The organism is Stutzerimonas sp. FeSN7, from assembly GCF_030263795.1.
Lineage (GTDB): Bacteria > Pseudomonadota > Gammaproteobacteria > Pseudomonadales > Pseudomonadaceae > Stutzerimonas > Stutzerimonas stutzeri.
Genome location: NZ_JARPMN010000001.1, coordinates 1,573,460 through 1,589,006 on the forward strand (window position 1 = coordinate 1,573,460; position 15,547 = coordinate 1,589,006).

The following is a 15,547-nucleotide window of genomic DNA, read 5'->3' on the forward strand; positions in this document are numbered from 1 at the left end:
GCGGGCCCGGGGGCCGGGCTGACCTGGATCAGGACCGGGTCAGCCATCCATCGTCAGAGGTTTTCTAGCAGCCGCCGGGCGGCTTCCTGGCCGCTGAGCCAGGCGCCTTCCACACGGCCGGACAGGCACCAGTCGCCACAGGCGTACAGGCCCAGGCCGGCGTCGGCCAGGGCAGTCCATTCGTGGGCCTGTGCCGGGCGGGCATACAGCCAGCGGTGCGCCAGGGTGAACTCGGGGGCTGGTACAACGCAGTCGATCAACTCCGCGAAGGCGCCGTGCAGGCGCTCGATCACCGCCTCCTTCGACAGATCCAGGTGCTGACGGCTCCAGCTGCTGGTGGCGTGCAGTACCCAGGTGTCCAGCGCGCCATCGCGCCCCGGCTTGCTGCGATTGCGCGCGATCCAGTCCAGGGCGTCATCCTGGACGAAGCAGCCTTCCAGCGCCGTGCCCAGCGGTGTGGCGAAGCCCAGGGCGACGGCCCAGGTCGGCTCCATGGCAACGCTGGCGGCGACCGCCGCGAGTTTCGGCGCGCCAGAGAGCAGCGCGGCGGCCTGCGGCGCCGGCAGGGCGATGACGACATGGCTGAAGGGCCCATGGCTGGCGCCGGTGGCGTCCGCCAGCGTCCAGTACTGTTCGCCACGGAACACCTCGGTGATGCGACAGCTGAAGGTGACCGGCATTTCGCCGAGCAACCCGCGGGTGATCTCGCTCATGGTCGGGGTGCCGACCCAGCGCAGCTGCTCGTCGGCAGAGGGGCTCAGCTGCCCGTCGCGGGACTGGAACAGGGTGGGCGTCCACTGATCCACCCAGCCCCCGGCCTGCCACTGGCGCACGGTTTCGGCGAAACGGCGGTCACGTGCCGTGAAGTACTGTGCGCCGAGGTCGAGTGAGCCGGCGTCGCTGCGCTTGCTGGCCATGCGACCGCCGCTGCCGCGGCTCTTGTCAAAAAGGTGTACGGCCTGCCCGGCATCGAGAAGCGTGCGGGCGGCGGAAAGTCCTGCGATTCCGGTTCCGATGATGGCGATTGGAGCCTTGCTCATGATTACCTCGTGTGCTGTTGCCATCAGCCGCACAGGCGAAGCGCCGCGCAGCACGTTTTCATGACAAGCGTTGGATCGCTTGAGCCTGCTCATCCTCGAACAGACATCGTCCTTTGGCTAGAGGCTTTCGACGCAATGCGACATCCCGGTCGCCGGTTTCGGCAGTTGCTGACCAGCGGTCGGTGCCGCGGCCTGTTCAGCGCGATTCCGACCAGGCTCAGTCTGTGGTTGTAAGTTGCTGATAAGCCGGTACAATGGCGCCGCTCGCCGCCAGGCGGGTTTCGTTATGGTGGGCCCTGCCGGTCCCCTCGCAACGATCAGCCGTGAACCCGGTCAGGCCCGGAAGGGAGCAGCCGCAGCGGTGACATTGTGTGCCGGGGTGTGGCTGGTAGGGTTCACCTCCATAACGACCTTCTCGCGTCCCCCCTTTCTTGATTCACGACGGCCGGTTGTCTATGGCCTGAGCGTGCGCGCCTGTCCTGTCCCTTCGATCGTTAGCCACGCGGTTCTTCACGCCGGATCGGCTCATGTATCCTGCGCGGCATTTTCAACGGCGTCGTCGCCGTTAACGGTTCAAGGAGCATGCTTTGTCGGTCAGGGCGAGTTGGGACATTTTCTGCGCGGTCGTGGATAACTTCGGTGACATCGGCGTCACCTGGCGCCTGGCCCGTCAGCTGGCTGCCGAGCACGGCCAGCAGGTGCGGCTGTGGGTGGACGATCTGGATACCTTCGCCCGGCTGTGTCCGGCGGCCAGCGCGCAGGCTGATCAACAGATGCACGAAGGCGTCGATGTCCGCCGCTGGTCCAGCCAGTGGCCGGGTGCCGAGCCGGCCGATGTGGTCATCGAGGCGTTCGCCTGCAACCTGCCGCAGGCCTATATCAACGCCATGGCCGCGAGCGGGCGGCGCATCCTCTGGCTGAATCTCGAATACCTCAGCGCCGAGGACTGGATCGTCGGATGCCATGCGTTGCCGTCCTTGCAGCCCAACGGTGTACAGAAGTACTTCTTCTTTCCCGGCTTCGAGGCCGAGACCGGTGGCCTCATCCGCGAGGCGGACCTGATGCTGCGCCGCGCCAGCTTTCAGGGCGATCCTGAGCGGCAGGCCGGTTTTCTCGCGACGCTGGGCGTGGTGCGCCAGCCGGAGGCGCGTCTGCTGTCGCTGTTCGCCTACGAGAACACAGCCGTTGCTGGCTGGCTGGACGCGCTTGCCGCCGACTCCCGCGTCAATCAGCTGCTGGTGCCAGAGGGGCGGGTGCTGGGCGATGTCGCGGCCTGGCTGGGTGTTGCGACGCTCGAGCCGGGGGCCTGCCACCAGCGCGGTAGCCTGCAGATCTCCATCGTGCCGTTCATGACGCAGGACGAGTACGACCTGCTGCTGTGGAGCTGCGACTTCAACGCGGTGCGCGGCGAGGAGTCGTTCATCCGTGCCCAGTGGGCGGGGCGTCCGCTGGTGTGGCACATCTATCCTCAGGAGGACGACGCGCACTGGGACAAGCTCAATGCATTTCTCGAGCTCTACTCGCAGGGGCTCTCGCCTGCCGCCGGTTCGGCGCTGCGAGAGTTCTGGCATGCGTGGAACGCGGGAAAGGGCACCGAGCAGGCGTGGACCGGTCTGCTGGGCCAATACCCGACGTTGTTGGAGCACGCCGAAACCTGGACCCACGCGCAGGTCGCCAATGGCGATCTGGCCGGAAAGCTGGTGTTTTTTTACACAGATTGGCTATGATACGCGGCCTGTTTTTTTGTCTCTAATTCCCTTCGGATATTTCGTATGAAAACCGCACAAGAGTTCCGTGCCGGCCAGGTGGCCATCATCAACGGCGCACCCTGGGTCATCCAGAAAGCCGAGTTCAACAAGTCCGGCCGCAACAGTGCCGTGGTCAAGATGAAGCTGAAGAACCTGCTCAACGGTTCGGCTACCGAGACCGTCTACAAGGCTGACGACAAGCTGGAGCCGGTCATTCTCGAGCGCAAGGAGGTGACCTACTCCTACTTCGCCGACCCGCTGTACGTCTTCATGGACAACGAGTTCAACCAGTACGAAATCGAAAAAGACGACCTGGAAGGCGTGATGACCTTCATCGAAGACGGCATGACCGACGTCTGCGAAGCGGTCTTCTACAACGACAAGGTGATCTCCGTCGAACTGCCGACCACCATCGTTCGCGAAATCGCCTACACCGAGCCGTCCGTACGTGGCGACACTTCCGGCAAGGTCATGAAGACCGCCCGCCTGAAGAACGGTGCCGAGCTGCAGGTTTCCGCTTTCTGTGAAATCGGCGACTCGATCGAGATCGATACCCGTACCGGCGAGTACAAGTCCCGCGTCAAGGCCTGATCCTCGGCCTGCGGTGGACAGAAAAAAGCCCAGCTCGATGCTGGGCTTTTTCGTTTCTGTGCGCGTGTCAGCTCGCCCAGATCCAGCCGACCAGGCCGTAGCAGAGCAGGGAAACCAGCAGCACACCGAACAGGTTGAGCACGAAGCCGGCCTTGATCATCGCCTGGATCGGCAACTGTCCCGTGCCGAATACGATGGCGTTGGGTGGTGTCGCGACCGGCATCATGAAGGCGCAGCTGGCAGCGACCGCGGCCGGAATCGCCAGCATTTCCGGGGACAGCCCCTGGGCCACGGCGAGCGCACCGAGCAATGGCAGGAAGGCCGCTGCAGTCGCGGTATTGGAGGTGATTTCGGTGAGGAAGATGATCACCGTCACCACCAGCGCGATCATCGCCAGCAGGGGCAGGGCATCGAAGGCGCCGAGGCTGCTGGCGATCCATTCGGCCAGCCCGGACGCACCGATGACGCCGGCCAGCGAGAGGCCGCCGCCGAACAGCAGCAGCACGCCCCACGGCGCCTTGTTGGCCTGTTCCCAATCCATCAGAAACACCCGTTTGTGCAGGTCAACTGGAATCAGGAACAGTGCGATCGCTGCGGCCATGGCAATGCTGGTGTCGTTCACGCCATCGATATAGTCGGCCAGCAGAGGCTGGAAGATCCAGGCCGCCGCTGCCAGCACGAAGACCACGGCGACCATCTTTTCGGCACGCGACATCGGCCCGAGTGCGGCCATTTCCTTTTCGAGCAGACCACGGCTGTCGCCCCCCGCGAGGCGAAAACCGCCGCGGGTGAGCGACCACCAGATGAAGACCAGCATGCCGATGCTCAGCGGCAGGCCCAGCAGCATCCACTGGCCGAAGCCGATCTGGACGTCGTAGTTCTCCCGCATGAACGCCGCCAGCAGGGCGTTGGGCGGGGTGCCGATGAGCGTGGCGATGCCGCCGACGCTGGCCGAATAGGCGATGCCCAGCAGCAGCGCCACGGCGAACCGCGCGCCTTCCTTTTCCTCGCTGCCGGCGATCAGCAGGCCGATGACCGACAGGCCGATGGGCAGCATCATGATGCTGGTCGCCGTATTGCTCACCCACATACTGATGAACGCCGTGGCGATCATGAAGCCGGCGATCTGCCGGCTCGGCTGGTTACCCACCGCCAGCAGCGTCGCCAGGGCGATGCGTTTGTGCAGGTTCCAGCGCTGCATCGCCAGGCCGAGCAGAAAACCGCCGAGGAAGAGAAAGATGGTCGGGTTGGCATAGGGCGCGGTGGCCTTGGCCAGGGTATCGATGTCGAGCAGGGGTATCAGCAGAATCGGCAGCAGCGAGGTCGCCGGGATCGGTATCGCCTCGGTCGACCACCAGACCGCCATCAGCGCGGCCAGGCCCACGGTCAGCCAGGCCTTTTCCGAAAGGCCGCCGGGTGGGTCGGTCAGGATGCAGGCCAGCAACAGCAGTGGGCCCAGGATCAGGCCGATCCACGCGGCCAGTACGGCGCCCCGGCTTTGAGATGATTCCGCCATTTTCGTCCTCTTCGAAACTGCGCTATCGAAAGCGGGGCCGTGTGGACTGAACCCGCGCGGCCCCTACTTAGGCGGACAGGGCCGGCGGGGTTTCGTTTCGTGCGCGCGGGCGGTGCTGCCCGCGCAGAGGGGCGGGAGACTCAGTCCGGCCGGACCTGCTTCAGGGTTTCGGCGATCATGAAGGCCATTTCCAGCGACTGGTCGGCGTTCAGGCGCGGGTCGCAATGGGTGTGGTAGCGATCGCAGAGGCCGGCCTCGGTGATCGGGCGCGAGCCACCGATGCACTCGGTGACGTTCTGCCCGGTCATCTCGATATGGATGCCCCCCGGATAACTGCCTTCGGCGCGGTGCACGTCGAAGAACTGGCGGACTTCGGCGAGTACGCGCTCGAAGTCGCGCGTCTTGTAGCCGCTGGATGCCTTCATGGTGTTGCCATGCATCGGGTCGGAACTCCACAAGACCTGGCGTCCCTCGTTCTGCACCGCGCGCACCAGGCGTGGCAGGCCGGCTTCCACCTTGTCGGCACCCATGCGCACGATCAGGTTCAGGCGGCCGGGGTCGTTCTGCGGATTGAGGATGTCGATCAGGCGAATCAGCTCATCCGTATCCATGCTGGGGCCGACCTTCACCCCGATGGGGTTGCCGACGCCGCGCAGGAACTCGACGTGAGCGCCGTCCAGCTGACGGGTGCGATCACCGATCCACAACATGTGCGCTGAACAGTCGTACCAGCCGCCGCTGAGGCTGTCCTGGCGCACGAAGGCCTGCTCGTAATTGAGCAGCAGCGCTTCATGGGCGGTGAAGAAGCTGGTTTCGCGCAGCTGCGGCGCGCCGTCCAGGCCGCAGGCACGCATGAACTTCAGTGTTTCGTCGATGCGCGCGCCGAGCTGGTGATACTTCTCGGCCAGCAGCGAGTTGGCGATGAAATCGAGATTCCACTGGTGCACCTGATGCAAGTCGGCGAAACCGCCCTGGGCGAAGGCACGCAGCAGGTTCAGGCTGGCAGTGGACTGGTGGTAGGCCTGCAGCAGGCGCTCCGGATCGGGTACACGGCTCTTGGCGTTGAAGTCGATGCCGTTGACGATGTCGCCGCGGTACGCCGGCAGCGTAACGCCGTCGATGGTTTCATCACCCGCCGAGCGTGGCTTGGCGAACTGACCGGCCATGCGTCCGACCTTCACCACCGGGCAGCCGGCAGCGAAGGTCATGACGATTGCCATCTGCAGCAGCACTTTGAAGGTGTCGCGAATCTTGGTCGCCGAGAATTCGGCGAAGCTCTCGGCGCAGTCGCCGCCCTGCAGCAGGAACGCGCGCCCGCGCGTGACCTCGGCGAACTGCCGCCTGAGCTCCCGCGCCTCGCCGGCGAAGACTAACGGCGGCAACCCGGCGAGCGTGCGCTCGACGCGCTTGAGGTGCTCGGCATCCGGATATTCGGGTTGCTGCTGAATCGGCTTGTTTCTCCAGCTGTCGGGGCTCCAGGCGTGGCTCATGGTCATTCCAGATCGAAAGATGAATGGCGCGAGTTTACCTGATGCATCCGGCGCCCGGAGATAGCGATGGCCTATGGGCCTGCGTAAGATGCGCCTTCGCTGGCACATAGCGGCCATAGACTTTGCGGGAGCTAGCAGATGGAGAAAGAGGAACGGTTGCTCGCTGAAGTGCGCGATGCGTTCGGGCTCATCCGTGTGCTCGAGGTCGGTGACTACCGCTTTCTCGAATTCGGCGCGGCAGTCGAGCAGAGCTGCGTGTTCATCGCCGATCCCGCCTGGCTCGAATATGACTACACCCGTGCCATGCTGCTGGGCGGGCTCTGCCATCCACAGCCGGAGACCGCGCTGTTTCTTGGGCTGGGTGCGGGCAATCTCACCCAGGCCTGCCTCAAGTTCCTGCCGCTGGAGGATGTCGAAGTCATCGAGCTGCGCCCGGCGGTGCCCGAACTGGCCATGCGTTACCTCGGACTGCAGGACGACCCGCGCTTGTATATTCGCATCGGGGATGCAACCGAGCTGCTGGAAACCGCCGAAACGGCCGATCTGATCTTTGTCGACCTCTACAACGATGCCGGCCCGGATGCCGCGCACCTGGCCTGGACGTTCCTCAAACGCTGCCAGGAAAAGCTCAATCCGGGAGGCTGGCTAGTGATCAACCAGTGGGGCACCGATGATGATCGTCCGCTCGGTGCGGCGCTGTTTCGTGGGCTGTACCACCGGCATTACTGGGAGTGTCCGGTGAAGGAGGGCAATGTGGTCGTGCTGGTGCCGGCCGACCTCGAGCAAATGCTGGGCGTCGCCGATCTGCGCCAGCGCGCCGAGGCACTCGCGCCGCGTCTTGGCTATTCATTGGATTCGCTGATCGAGGCACTGCGCCCAGCCAGCTGAGCATTGCGACAAAGCGGTGCGCGGCGATGCACCGTGATGGTTTGCGGGACCCGAATTGGTGCGCTTGCAGCGCGCTCGCGCCGGTATATCAGCCCGCGGCGTTTCGCCACACCCCCTGCGCAGAGCGCTGCGCTGTCCCACGCGTTACTTGCATCGGCTTCCGAGGCGAGCATGGGCGTTCCTGGTGCGCAAGCAGCCCGCAGGGTGGGCTTCAGACCACTGAAATAACCGAGCATCTGTGGTGGGCTAAAGCCCAAGTCTGCGCGACGGTACCGTCGCGCAGCTGCATGCTGGTCTGCTAATTGCAGTTTGCCAGTATGTCTTCTCGGCAATAAGGAACACCCGGTGCCCCAGCTTCAAAGCCTGCAGATGCAACTTTCCCCTAGCGAACGTCACTGGCTGCCCTGGTTGGGGCGTACTGGCAAGCTGTCGATGCGCTGGTCCTGCTGGTTGAACCGCGGCGTCTACGCGGCCATAGAGCAGGTGTTCGAGGGCGTAGCGCAATCGCGGGTGCGCATTCTGCAGAATTGGGTGAACACCCACTGGGAGCATCTGGCTGACCTGGCCGCGAGCCTGGGCGAGGATCTGGCGCATGTCGATGTCCAGACTCTGGAGAAGAAGCGTGCTCAGTTGCCGGATCTGTCCGAGCTGTTCGTCATCGACCCGCAGGGGCGGGTGCTGACCTCGACCTGTGCCGCGCATGTCGGTCAGCAGGATCTGGATGCGCAGGCCGTTGCGCGGGGGTTGCGCGAGCCGTTCTTGCATGGCCCTTATCGCGATCCGCTGACCGAGCGCCTGGGGGCGAGCACGTCACGCTTTCACGACGCGGTGACGCTGATGTTCTATCAGCCCGTGCACGCCGCCGGTAAACGCCTCGGCTGTCTTTGCGCGCGAGTGCCGAACGATGTGCTGGGGGATCTGATTCAGCGCGAAGCCGGGCATGTCTATCCCGAGTCCGGCGACAACTATCTGTTCATGGTCGACTCGCGCTTCGACAGCCGCATCCAACCCGGTACGGCCCTGTCGCGCTCGCGCTTCGAGGACGCCACCTTCAGCCACGGCGAGAACCTGAAAAGCGGCGTGCACACTCGCTGGGGCACGGTCCGTGTACAGCAGCACACCGAGCTGGAACTGCGCTTCACCGATCCGGCCACCGGCCAGCTGCACCCCGGTGTGCGGGAAACCATCGCCAGGGGTTCGAACCTGTTCGTCACCTATCCCGGCTATTCCGATTACCGCCACATTCCGGTGATCGGCAAGGGCGTCACCTTCCAGCTGCCGGGCTCCCCGGATCGCTGGGGCATGATGTGCGAGGCCGATCTGGAAGAGGTCTATCGCCGGCGCTCGCTGAGCGTTGGCCTTATGAAGACGTACCTGCTCACCGTAATCACGCTGTTCGTCACGGGCAGCCTGCTGCAGGCCTTCAGCGGGCTGTCCGAGGCGGCGCTCTACCTGCTCAACGGCGTGCTGCTCGTGCTCGGCGCCTGGGCGTTCGCCTCATTCGGGCCGCGCCGGCTGGCGGCGCGCATGCAGGCGATGACCGAGGTGATCCGCACCCTGGCCGAGGGCGAGGGCAATCTGCGTCAGCGCGTCGACAGCAGCGCCATGCCGCGCGACGAGAGCGGTGACATGGCGCGCTGGATCAACAGCTTCATCGACAGCCTGGATGGCGTGGTCGGCCAGGTGATCCAGGTATCCAAGCATGTGCGCCAGGACAATGAGCTGATGCTTGCTCGCAGCAGCGAAGCCGGGCAGACCACCAGCGACGTCGCCGAATCCATACATCAGCTGCTGTTGCTGGTGGAAGAGCAGCTGGGCGAGATCCAGCAGGCCTCGATGACCGCCGAGGAGATGAAGGCGGCGATGGACGAGGTGATGAGTCGTGCCCGCGCGCGCTTCGCGACCGTACGTGAGGGCACCGAGTCCATCCGCGACGTGGTGCAGCGCTCGGCGCAGAGCGTGCAGCTACTCGACAGCCGCATGGGCGAGATCGACGAGATCGTCCGCCTGATCAGCGATATCACCAACCAGACCAACCTGCTCGCGCTCAATGCCGCGATCGAAGCCGCTCGCGCCGGTGATCACGGGCGCGGCTTTGCCGTGGTGGCCGGGGAGGTGCGCTCGCTCGCGCTGCGTACGGCCAAGGCCGCGGAGGACATCCGCGAGAAAGTCGAGAGCCTGCAGGGCGAGACGCGCCAGGCCGTGTCGTTCATGCAGGGCGGCGTGCAGGATGTCGACAGCAGCCTGCGACTGACCGAGGAGGCGACATCGGAGAACGTCCATCTACACGAAACCGTGGAACGCATGTTCGAGATCATCAAGGGGCTGAACGAGCGCAGCCTGCATTACGGCCAGACCATTCGTGGCGTCGACCAGGCCTCCAGTGAAATGGGGCAGACGTTGGGCGTGCTGCAGGACAGCGCCGAGCGCGTGCGCCACACCGCCGGCAAACTGCATCAGCTGGTCGGTCGTTTCCGTGTCAGTGCCGCCAACAGCGAAGCGGCCTGATCTCCGGTCGCACCTCCTGGCGGTTTCGCTGGGAGGCGCCTGCTCGGGGAGTCCCGGGCCATGGCGTCATCCGCTGCGGCTTAAAATATCCGCACAGCGTCACGTTAATCCGGTATAGTACGCGCCGGCTGAAACCCAGCCTGCGTTCAGGTACTGCAACACACGAAGCGCCGCTTCGGCTGCTGTCCGCTTCGAGCGGACTATCTTGACGATTCATCATCCATACGTTTTCGCAACCCCGCCGACCAGGCTGCCAGGGTGACCTTCGGGTTTTGCACGGCATGCGCAGCTTCGGAACAATGGGTCTTGCGGAGCATCAGAGACAAGACCCATGACCCAGGAAATCGGCGGCTTTGCCGCACTCGGTATTCACTCCGCTGTTCTGGCTGCCATCAGCGCAGTCGGCTACGAAGAACCATCCCCCATCCAGGCCCAGGCGATCCCGGTGATCCTCGGTGGTCACGACATGATCGGCCAGGCCCAGACCGGTACCGGCAAGACTGCCGCCTTCGCGCTGCCGATCCTGTCCAAGATCGATCCGGCCAAGCGTGAGCCGCAGGCGCTGATTCTCGCGCCGACCCGCGAACTGGCGCTGCAGGTCGCCACCGCGTTCGAGACCTATTCCAAGCAGATGCCGGGCGTCAGCGTCGTCGCCATCTATGGTGGTGCCCCGATGGGCCCGCAGCTCAAGGCCATCCGTCAGGGCGCGCAGATCATCGTCGCTACCCCTGGCCGCCTGGTTGACCACCTGAGCCGCAACAGTGGCCTGCTGTCGACCATTCGCTTCCTGGTCCTCGACGAAGCGGACGAGATGCTCAAGCTGGGCTTCATGGACGACCTCGAAGTGATCTTCGAGGCGATGCCAGAGAGCCGTCAGACTGTTCTGTTCTCCGCTACGCTGCCGCACTCCATTCGCGCGATTGCCGAAAAGCACCTGCGTGAGCCGCAGCACATCAAGATCGCTGCCAAGACCCAGACCGTCGCTCGTATCGAGCAGGCACACCTGATGGTCCATGCCGACCAGAAGATCCAGGCGGTGCTACGCCTGCTGGAGGTCGAGGATTTCGACGCCCTGATCGCGTTTGTGCGGACCAAGCAAGCCACGCTGGATCTGGCCGCCGCGCTGGAAGCCAAGGGCTACAAGGCTGCTGCGCTGAACGGCGACATCGCCCAGAATCAGCGTGAGCGCGTCATCGAATCGCTCAAGGATGGCCGCCTGGACATCGTCGTCGCCACCGACGTCGCTGCCCGCGGTCTCGACGTGGCGCGCATCACCCACGTATTCAACGTGGACATGCCGTACGATCCGGAATCCTACGTGCACCGCATCGGCCGTACCGGCCGTGCCGGTCGCGAAGGCCGCGCGCTGCTGCTGGTTACCCCGCGTGAGCGTCGCATGCTGCAGGTTATCGAGCGCGTGACCAACCAGAAGGTCGCTGAAGCCCGTCTGCCGAATGCGCAGCAGGTGCTGGACGCCCGCATCAAGAAACTCACTAACAGCCTCGCGCCGCTGGTTGCCGATGCCGAAGCCACCCATGGCGAGTTGCTCGACAAGCTGGTCGCCGACATCGGTTGCAGCCCACGTGCTCTGGCCGCTGCGCTGTTGCGCAAGGCCACCAATGGTCAGGCTCTGACCCTGGCCGAGGTGGAAAGAGAGCAGCCGTTGGTTCCGACCAGCAGCCCGCGTGAGCGCACCGAGCGTTCGGATCGTCCTGAGCGTAGTGGTGATCGCGAGCGTCGCGCTCCGGTCCCGCTGGCCGAAGGCCGCGCCCGCTGCCGTACGCCGCTTGGAGCGCGTGACGGCATCGCTGCCCGCAATCTGCTCGGCGCCATCCTCAACGAAGGCGGCCTGGCCCGCGAAGCCATCGGCCGCATCCAGGTGCGCGACAGCTTCAGCCTGGTAGAGCTGCCGGAAGACGGCCTCGACCGCCTGCTCGGCAAACTCAAGGACACCCGCGTCGGTGGCAAGCAGCTCAAGCTGCGCCGTTATCGCGAAGATTGATCGGTAGTTGGTTAAACGAAAGGCGGGCTTATTAGCCCGCCTTTTTTATTGCCCAAAGAAAGATCCACCTCGGCTCTTGCTTTCCATCGATCACGCCAAGGACTGGTTACTCATCCGTCCCTTTGCATTCCGTGTCGTGCTCCGATAAACGAAGCACTCCTTGCTCGTCAATCCCGCTCGGGCTGTTCAAACTCTGAACAACATGCTACAAACGATCGCAACCCGAATGATCTAGCCGCTTGAAAACGAAGGGAAAACCATGACCAAGTCGGAGTTGATCGAGCGAATCGTCACCCAGCAGGGGCTGCTTTCGTCGAAGGATGTCGAGCTGGCCATCAAGACCATGCTTGAGCAAATGGCTCAGGCTCTGGCAACTGGCGACCGGATCGAGATCCGCGGCTTTGGTAGCTTTTCCCTGCACTACCGCGCCCCCCGCGTCGGCCGCAACCCCAAGACTGGCCAATCCGTCAGCCTCGACGGCAAATTCGTTCCGCATTTCAAGCCGGGAAAGGAATTGCGGGATCGGGTGAACGACGACTAGTTCTGAATAGCTGTCGCAAGGATCATTGAATACTCTAATGTTTAGGGCATAGTTCTCGGGTTGGCGCATCTATAGCGAGATGAGCAGTTGGCTCGTTGCCCGCGAATAGATCTCGAACGTGCATTTTCAGTGCCGCGCACCCTCATCCGGCATGCTCAATAGCTGCTTCTCATGGTTCCAGTCGAAGGGCTCGTCGTTCTGTTCGGCTTCGTAGCGGCGTTCTTCGAGTTGCTGGAATACGGCGATTTCCTCGTCCGGCATGAAGTGCAGACAGTCGCCGCCGAAGAACCAGAGCAGGTCGCGCGGGACGAGGTGGGCAATCTGCGGGTAGCGATGGAAGACCTGGCAGATCAGGTCCTGGCCCATGTGACGCTCTTCCGGCACGTTTTGCAGGTTCATGATCAGTTCGTCGAAGCGTTCGAGGAACAGCGCGTGGCTTTCTTCCGAGACCTGTTCGGCCTCGCCCATGGCGAGCAGGATGCCGCGCAGATGGGCCAGCAGGGCCAGGTTGTGATCGTGGTATGGATTGGCCATGGTGCACCTGTGTCGTTTCTGAGGGCGCGATTATAGGCGTGCGCGCCGGTGATTTGGGGTGTCTGGTTGACTCGTCTGGCGCCTGAGGGTTCGGTTCCAGCCTATCGAATCAGCATGAGGGACCAGCCAGGCGGGGCGCTTCGACGTCTGTCGGGCTCGGCCGCCCTATGGTCGGCCTCCGTCGCTTCAATCTGGCGAAGGCGCGGCGGGGATACTGACTAGGCTCAGCAGGTAGCCGTCGAAACGAGCGAACTGGCCTTCGACCAATGCGCCGTTGCGCCAGGTCTGCGAAAGGTCGATAAGCAGGCGCAGGCGCGCGAGCCCCCCAGGTGTGGCCTCCAGCACCTCGGCATCCTGAAAGTAGAAGCGTTGCTTGACCAACGGGTAGAGCGCCTTGAACAGGCTTTCCTTGAGCGAGAAGGTGCGGGTGACCAACTCGGCGCGGTCGTGGTCGCTCAGCGATGCAAACGCCTCCAGTTCGCTGGGCGTGAGAATCTCGCCCGCCAGGCGGTCGGCACGCTCGCACACCAACATGCGTTCGATATCCAGCCCCAGACCGCGCCACTCGCTTTGCCGCGCTACCACGACGCCTGCCCAACCGGCGCCATGGGTGATGGAGCCAACGATGCCGCGCGGCCATTGCGGAGCGCGGTCCTCGCCCACGGTTGGCACATAGGGTGTGCCGGTCAGGCTCTGTAAGGCTTCCCGTGCACATAGGCGGCCGGCCAGAAACTCTGCCTGTCGCTTGCTAACGCCTCGCGGCGCGGCAATGCCCCAGCGGGTGAAGTCTTCGGGGTCGAGCAAGGCGGAGTCGAACTGCGTGCTCAATAGGCGAACACCGGGCAATGCCTCGGGCAAGGGCCAATGGTCCTGGGGCGGCGTGCAGCAGTGCGGGTAGGGCGGGCGCTCGATCATGGCCGGTATTCTGCCTGAAGTGCGCTGCGATCGTTCAACGCAACGCGCGCTGCAGCGGCTCATGGAGCCGGCCGGCAGCGGGGCGTGCGGTGACCTGGCAGAAGGTCAAGGTCTCGCTGTCTCGCCGACAGATCAATGTCACGCGATCTTATCGGCCATGGTCCTCGCTATGCCCGCGGGCTGCCTGCTAGGGTTGAGCGCATCAACCGAGCGGAGAGCGCGATGTTCGAATCAGCCGAAATTGGTCACGCCATCGACAAGGCCACCTACGATGCCGCAGTGCCGGACCTGCGCGAGGCGCTCCTGCAGGCGCAGTACCGGCTCAAGGCCCAGGCGAAGTTCCCGGTTCTGATCCTGATCAACGGTATCGAAGGGGCGGGCAAGGGCGAGACCATCAAGCTGCTCAACGAGTGGATGGACCCCCGGCTGATTCGGGTCGACAGCTTCGATGTGCCCAGCGACGAAGAGCTGTCGCACCCCCCGGCCTGGCGCTTCTGGCGGCGGCTGCCGCCGAAGGGGCATACCGGCATCTTCTTCGGCAACTGGTACAGCAAGATGCTCGAGGATCGCGTGCATGGCCGCATCAAGGGTGCCGAGCTGAAGCTGGCCACGGCCCGGGCGCAGCGTCTGGAGCGCATGCTCTGCGACGAAGGCATGCTGATCTTCAAGTTCTGGTTCCATCTCTCGAAAGACCAGATGAATGCACGCCTCGACTCGTTGAAGAACGACCCGCTGCACAGCTGGCGCATCAGCCCGCTGGACTGGCAGCAGTCCAAGACCTACGACAAATTCGTGCGCTACGGCGAGCAGATCCTGCGGCTGAGCAGCCGCGATTTCGCGCCCTGGTACGTGATCGAAGGCGCCGACGAGCGTTATCGCAGCCTGACCGTGGGGCGCATCCTGCTGGAAGGTCTGCAGGCTGCGCTGGCGGCCGCGGAGCAGCCCGGACAGAGCGTGGCCCAGCCCCATTCGGCGCCGCTGCAGGTGGACCTCGATCACCTGAGCCTGCTGGACAGCCTGGACCTGAGCCAGAAGCTCGACAAGGACAACTACCAGCAGCAACTGGCCGAGGAGCAGGCGCGGCTATCACGGCTGCTGCGCGACCGCAGGCTGCGCAAGCGCGGCGTGCTGGCCTTGTTCGAAGGGCATGATGCGGCAGGCAAGGGCAGCGCGATCCGGCGGGTCACGGGCGCGCTGGACCCGCGAATGTATCGTACGGTGCAGATCGCCGCACCGACCGACGAAGAGCGGGCGCAGCCCTGGCTCTGGCGCTTCTGGCGCAATGTGCCGGAGCGCGGCAAGTTCACCATCTTCGACCGCTCCTGGTACGGGCGCGTGTTGGTTGAGCGGGTAGAAGGTTTCTGCACGCCGGAGGAGTGGCTGCGGGCCTATTCGGAGATCAACGATTTCGAGGAGCAGCTCGTCGATGCGGACATCGTGCTGGTGAAGTTCTGGCTGAGCATCGACAAGAAGACCCAGCTCAAGCGCTTCAAGGAGCGCGAGGATACCGCCTTCAAGCGCTTCAAGATCACCGACGAGGATTGGCGCAACCGCGAGCGCTGGGACGATTATGGCCACGCGGTGGCTGATATGGTCGACCGCACCAGTACGGAGATCGCGCCCTGGACGCTGGTGGAGGCTAACGACAAGCGTTTCGCCAGGGTGAAGGTGTTGCGGACGCTGAACGAGGCGCTGGAGGCCGCGATCGAGAAGGGGCGTTAACCAGGATCGGCTCGCCAAGTGCCTGAGGGAGCGGACTTGTGGCTGCAGCGAG

12 protein-coding genes and 1 other RNA gene are annotated in these 15,547 nt (G+C 64.1%); 8 read left to right on the forward strand and 5 right to left on the reverse strand.

What is annotated here, in order from left to right; genetic code table 11:
* Positions 1–53: 53 nt before the first annotated feature.
* Positions 54–1,040, reverse strand: a complete 987-nt coding sequence (locus P5703_RS07410) for an NAD(P)/FAD-dependent oxidoreductase (protein ID WP_218651240.1) — start codon at positions 1,038–1,040, stop codon at positions 54–56.
* A 297-nt stretch (positions 1,041–1,337) separates the two neighbouring features.
* Here P5703_RS07410 and ffs point away from each other — a divergent pair.
* From ffs to efp, 3 genes are all read left to right on the forward strand, one after another.
* Positions 1,338–1,434: signal recognition particle sRNA small type (gene ffs, locus P5703_RS07415), an RNA gene on the forward strand.
* A gap of 193 nt (positions 1,435–1,627) precedes the next feature.
* Positions 1,628–2,767, forward strand: coding sequence for an elongation factor P maturation arginine rhamnosyltransferase EarP (gene earP / locus P5703_RS07420; RefSeq protein WP_218651239.1), 1,140 nt, complete (start codon positions 1,628–1,630; stop codon positions 2,765–2,767).
* Positions 2,768–2,812: 45 nt separating this feature from the next.
* Positions 2,813–3,379, forward strand: coding sequence for an elongation factor P (efp, locus tag P5703_RS07425; RefSeq protein WP_011913626.1), 567 nt, complete (start codon positions 2,813–2,815; stop codon positions 3,377–3,379).
* A gap of 67 nt (positions 3,380–3,446) precedes the next feature.
* On the opposite strand, the gene P5703_RS07430 is transcribed toward efp, so the two are convergent.
* Positions 3,447–4,895, reverse strand: a complete 1,449-nt coding sequence (locus tag P5703_RS07430) for an SLC13 family permease (protein ID WP_014597025.1) — start codon at positions 4,893–4,895, stop codon at positions 3,447–3,449.
* Positions 4,896–5,035: 140 nt separating this feature from the next.
* Positions 5,036–6,385, reverse strand: coding sequence for a class II 3-deoxy-7-phosphoheptulonate synthase (locus tag P5703_RS07435; RefSeq protein WP_013983120.1), 1,350 nt, complete (start codon positions 6,383–6,385; stop codon positions 5,036–5,038).
* 138 nt (positions 6,386–6,523) lie between these two features.
* Between P5703_RS07435 and P5703_RS07440 the strand changes: the two genes are divergently transcribed.
* The 4 genes from P5703_RS07440 to ihfB all read left to right on the forward strand — a co-directional run bounded on the left by P5703_RS07440 (position 6,524) and on the right by ihfB (position 12,324).
* A complete protein-coding gene (locus tag P5703_RS07440) occupies positions 6,524–7,273 on the forward strand; it encodes a spermidine synthase (RefSeq protein WP_279646169.1) in 750 nt (249 codons plus the stop codon).
* A gap of 345 nt (positions 7,274–7,618) precedes the next feature.
* Complete coding sequence (locus tag P5703_RS07445; protein ID WP_285585994.1) at positions 7,619–9,781, forward strand: methyl-accepting chemotaxis protein; 2,163 nt, start codon at positions 7,619–7,621, stop codon at positions 9,779–9,781.
* Positions 9,782–10,112: 331 nt separating this feature from the next.
* Positions 10,113–11,783 carry a DEAD/DEAH box helicase gene (locus tag P5703_RS07450; RefSeq protein ID WP_285585997.1) on the forward strand — a complete coding sequence of 557 codons (1,671 nt, stop codon included), beginning with the start codon at positions 10,113–10,115 and terminating at the stop codon, positions 11,781–11,783.
* 259 nt (positions 11,784–12,042) lie between these two features.
* The gene (gene ihfB / locus P5703_RS07455; RefSeq protein ID WP_285585999.1) at positions 12,043–12,324 is read left to right on the forward strand and encodes an integration host factor subunit beta; all 282 of its coding nucleotides are present in this window, start codon (positions 12,043–12,045) and stop codon (positions 12,322–12,324) included.
* A 126-nt stretch (positions 12,325–12,450) separates the two neighbouring features.
* Here the strand turns inward: ihfB and P5703_RS07460 are convergent, their stop codons facing one another.
* Together P5703_RS07460 and P5703_RS07465 are read right to left on the reverse strand one after the other, a co-directional pair.
* Positions 12,451–12,858, reverse strand: coding sequence for a PA2817 family protein (locus P5703_RS07460; protein ID WP_011913619.1), 408 nt, complete (start codon positions 12,856–12,858; stop codon positions 12,451–12,453).
* Between the two features lie 186 nt (positions 12,859–13,044).
* Positions 13,045–13,773: a 4'-phosphopantetheinyl transferase family protein gene (locus P5703_RS07465; RefSeq protein ID WP_125865508.1), complete on the reverse strand. Its 729-nt coding sequence runs from the start codon at positions 13,771–13,773 to the stop codon at positions 13,045–13,047.
* 222 nt (positions 13,774–13,995) lie between these two features.
* On the opposite strand from P5703_RS07465, the gene pap reads away from it, so the two are divergent.
* Positions 13,996–15,495 carry a polyphosphate:AMP phosphotransferase gene (pap, locus tag P5703_RS07470; protein WP_019406833.1) on the forward strand — a complete coding sequence of 500 codons (1,500 nt, stop codon included), beginning with the start codon at positions 13,996–13,998 and terminating at the stop codon, positions 15,493–15,495.
* The last annotated feature ends 52 nt before the right edge of the window (positions 15,496–15,547 follow it).

Coding starts and splice junctions, on each gene's coding strand:
- P5703_RS07435 (WP_013983120.1), bottom strand. CDS start 6,385: ATGAGCCACGCCTGGAGCCCCGACAGCTGGAGAAACAAGCCGATTCAG.
- P5703_RS07440 (WP_279646169.1), top strand. CDS start 6,524: ATGGAGAAAGAGGAACGGTTGCTCGCTGAAGTGCGCGATGCGTTCGGG.
- pap (WP_019406833.1), top strand. CDS start 13,996: ATGTTCGAATCAGCCGAAATTGGTCACGCCATCGACAAGGCCACCTAC.
- P5703_RS07410 (WP_218651240.1), bottom strand. CDS start 1,040: ATGAGCAAGGCTCCAATCGCCATCATCGGAACCGGAATCGCAGGACTT.
- P5703_RS07450 (WP_285585997.1), top strand. CDS start 10,113: ATGACCCAGGAAATCGGCGGCTTTGCCGCACTCGGTATTCACTCCGCT.
- efp (WP_011913626.1), top strand. CDS start 2,813: ATGAAAACCGCACAAGAGTTCCGTGCCGGCCAGGTGGCCATCATCAAC.
- P5703_RS07460 (WP_011913619.1), bottom strand. CDS start 12,858: ATGGCCAATCCATACCACGATCACAACCTGGCCCTGCTGGCCCATCTG.
- ihfB (WP_285585999.1), top strand. CDS start 12,043: ATGACCAAGTCGGAGTTGATCGAGCGAATCGTCACCCAGCAGGGGCTG.
- P5703_RS07430 (WP_014597025.1), bottom strand. CDS start 4,895: ATGGCGGAATCATCTCAAAGCCGGGGCGCCGTACTGGCCGCGTGGATC.
- P5703_RS07465 (WP_125865508.1), bottom strand. CDS start 13,773: ATGATCGAGCGCCCGCCCTACCCGCACTGCTGCACGCCGCCCCAGGAC.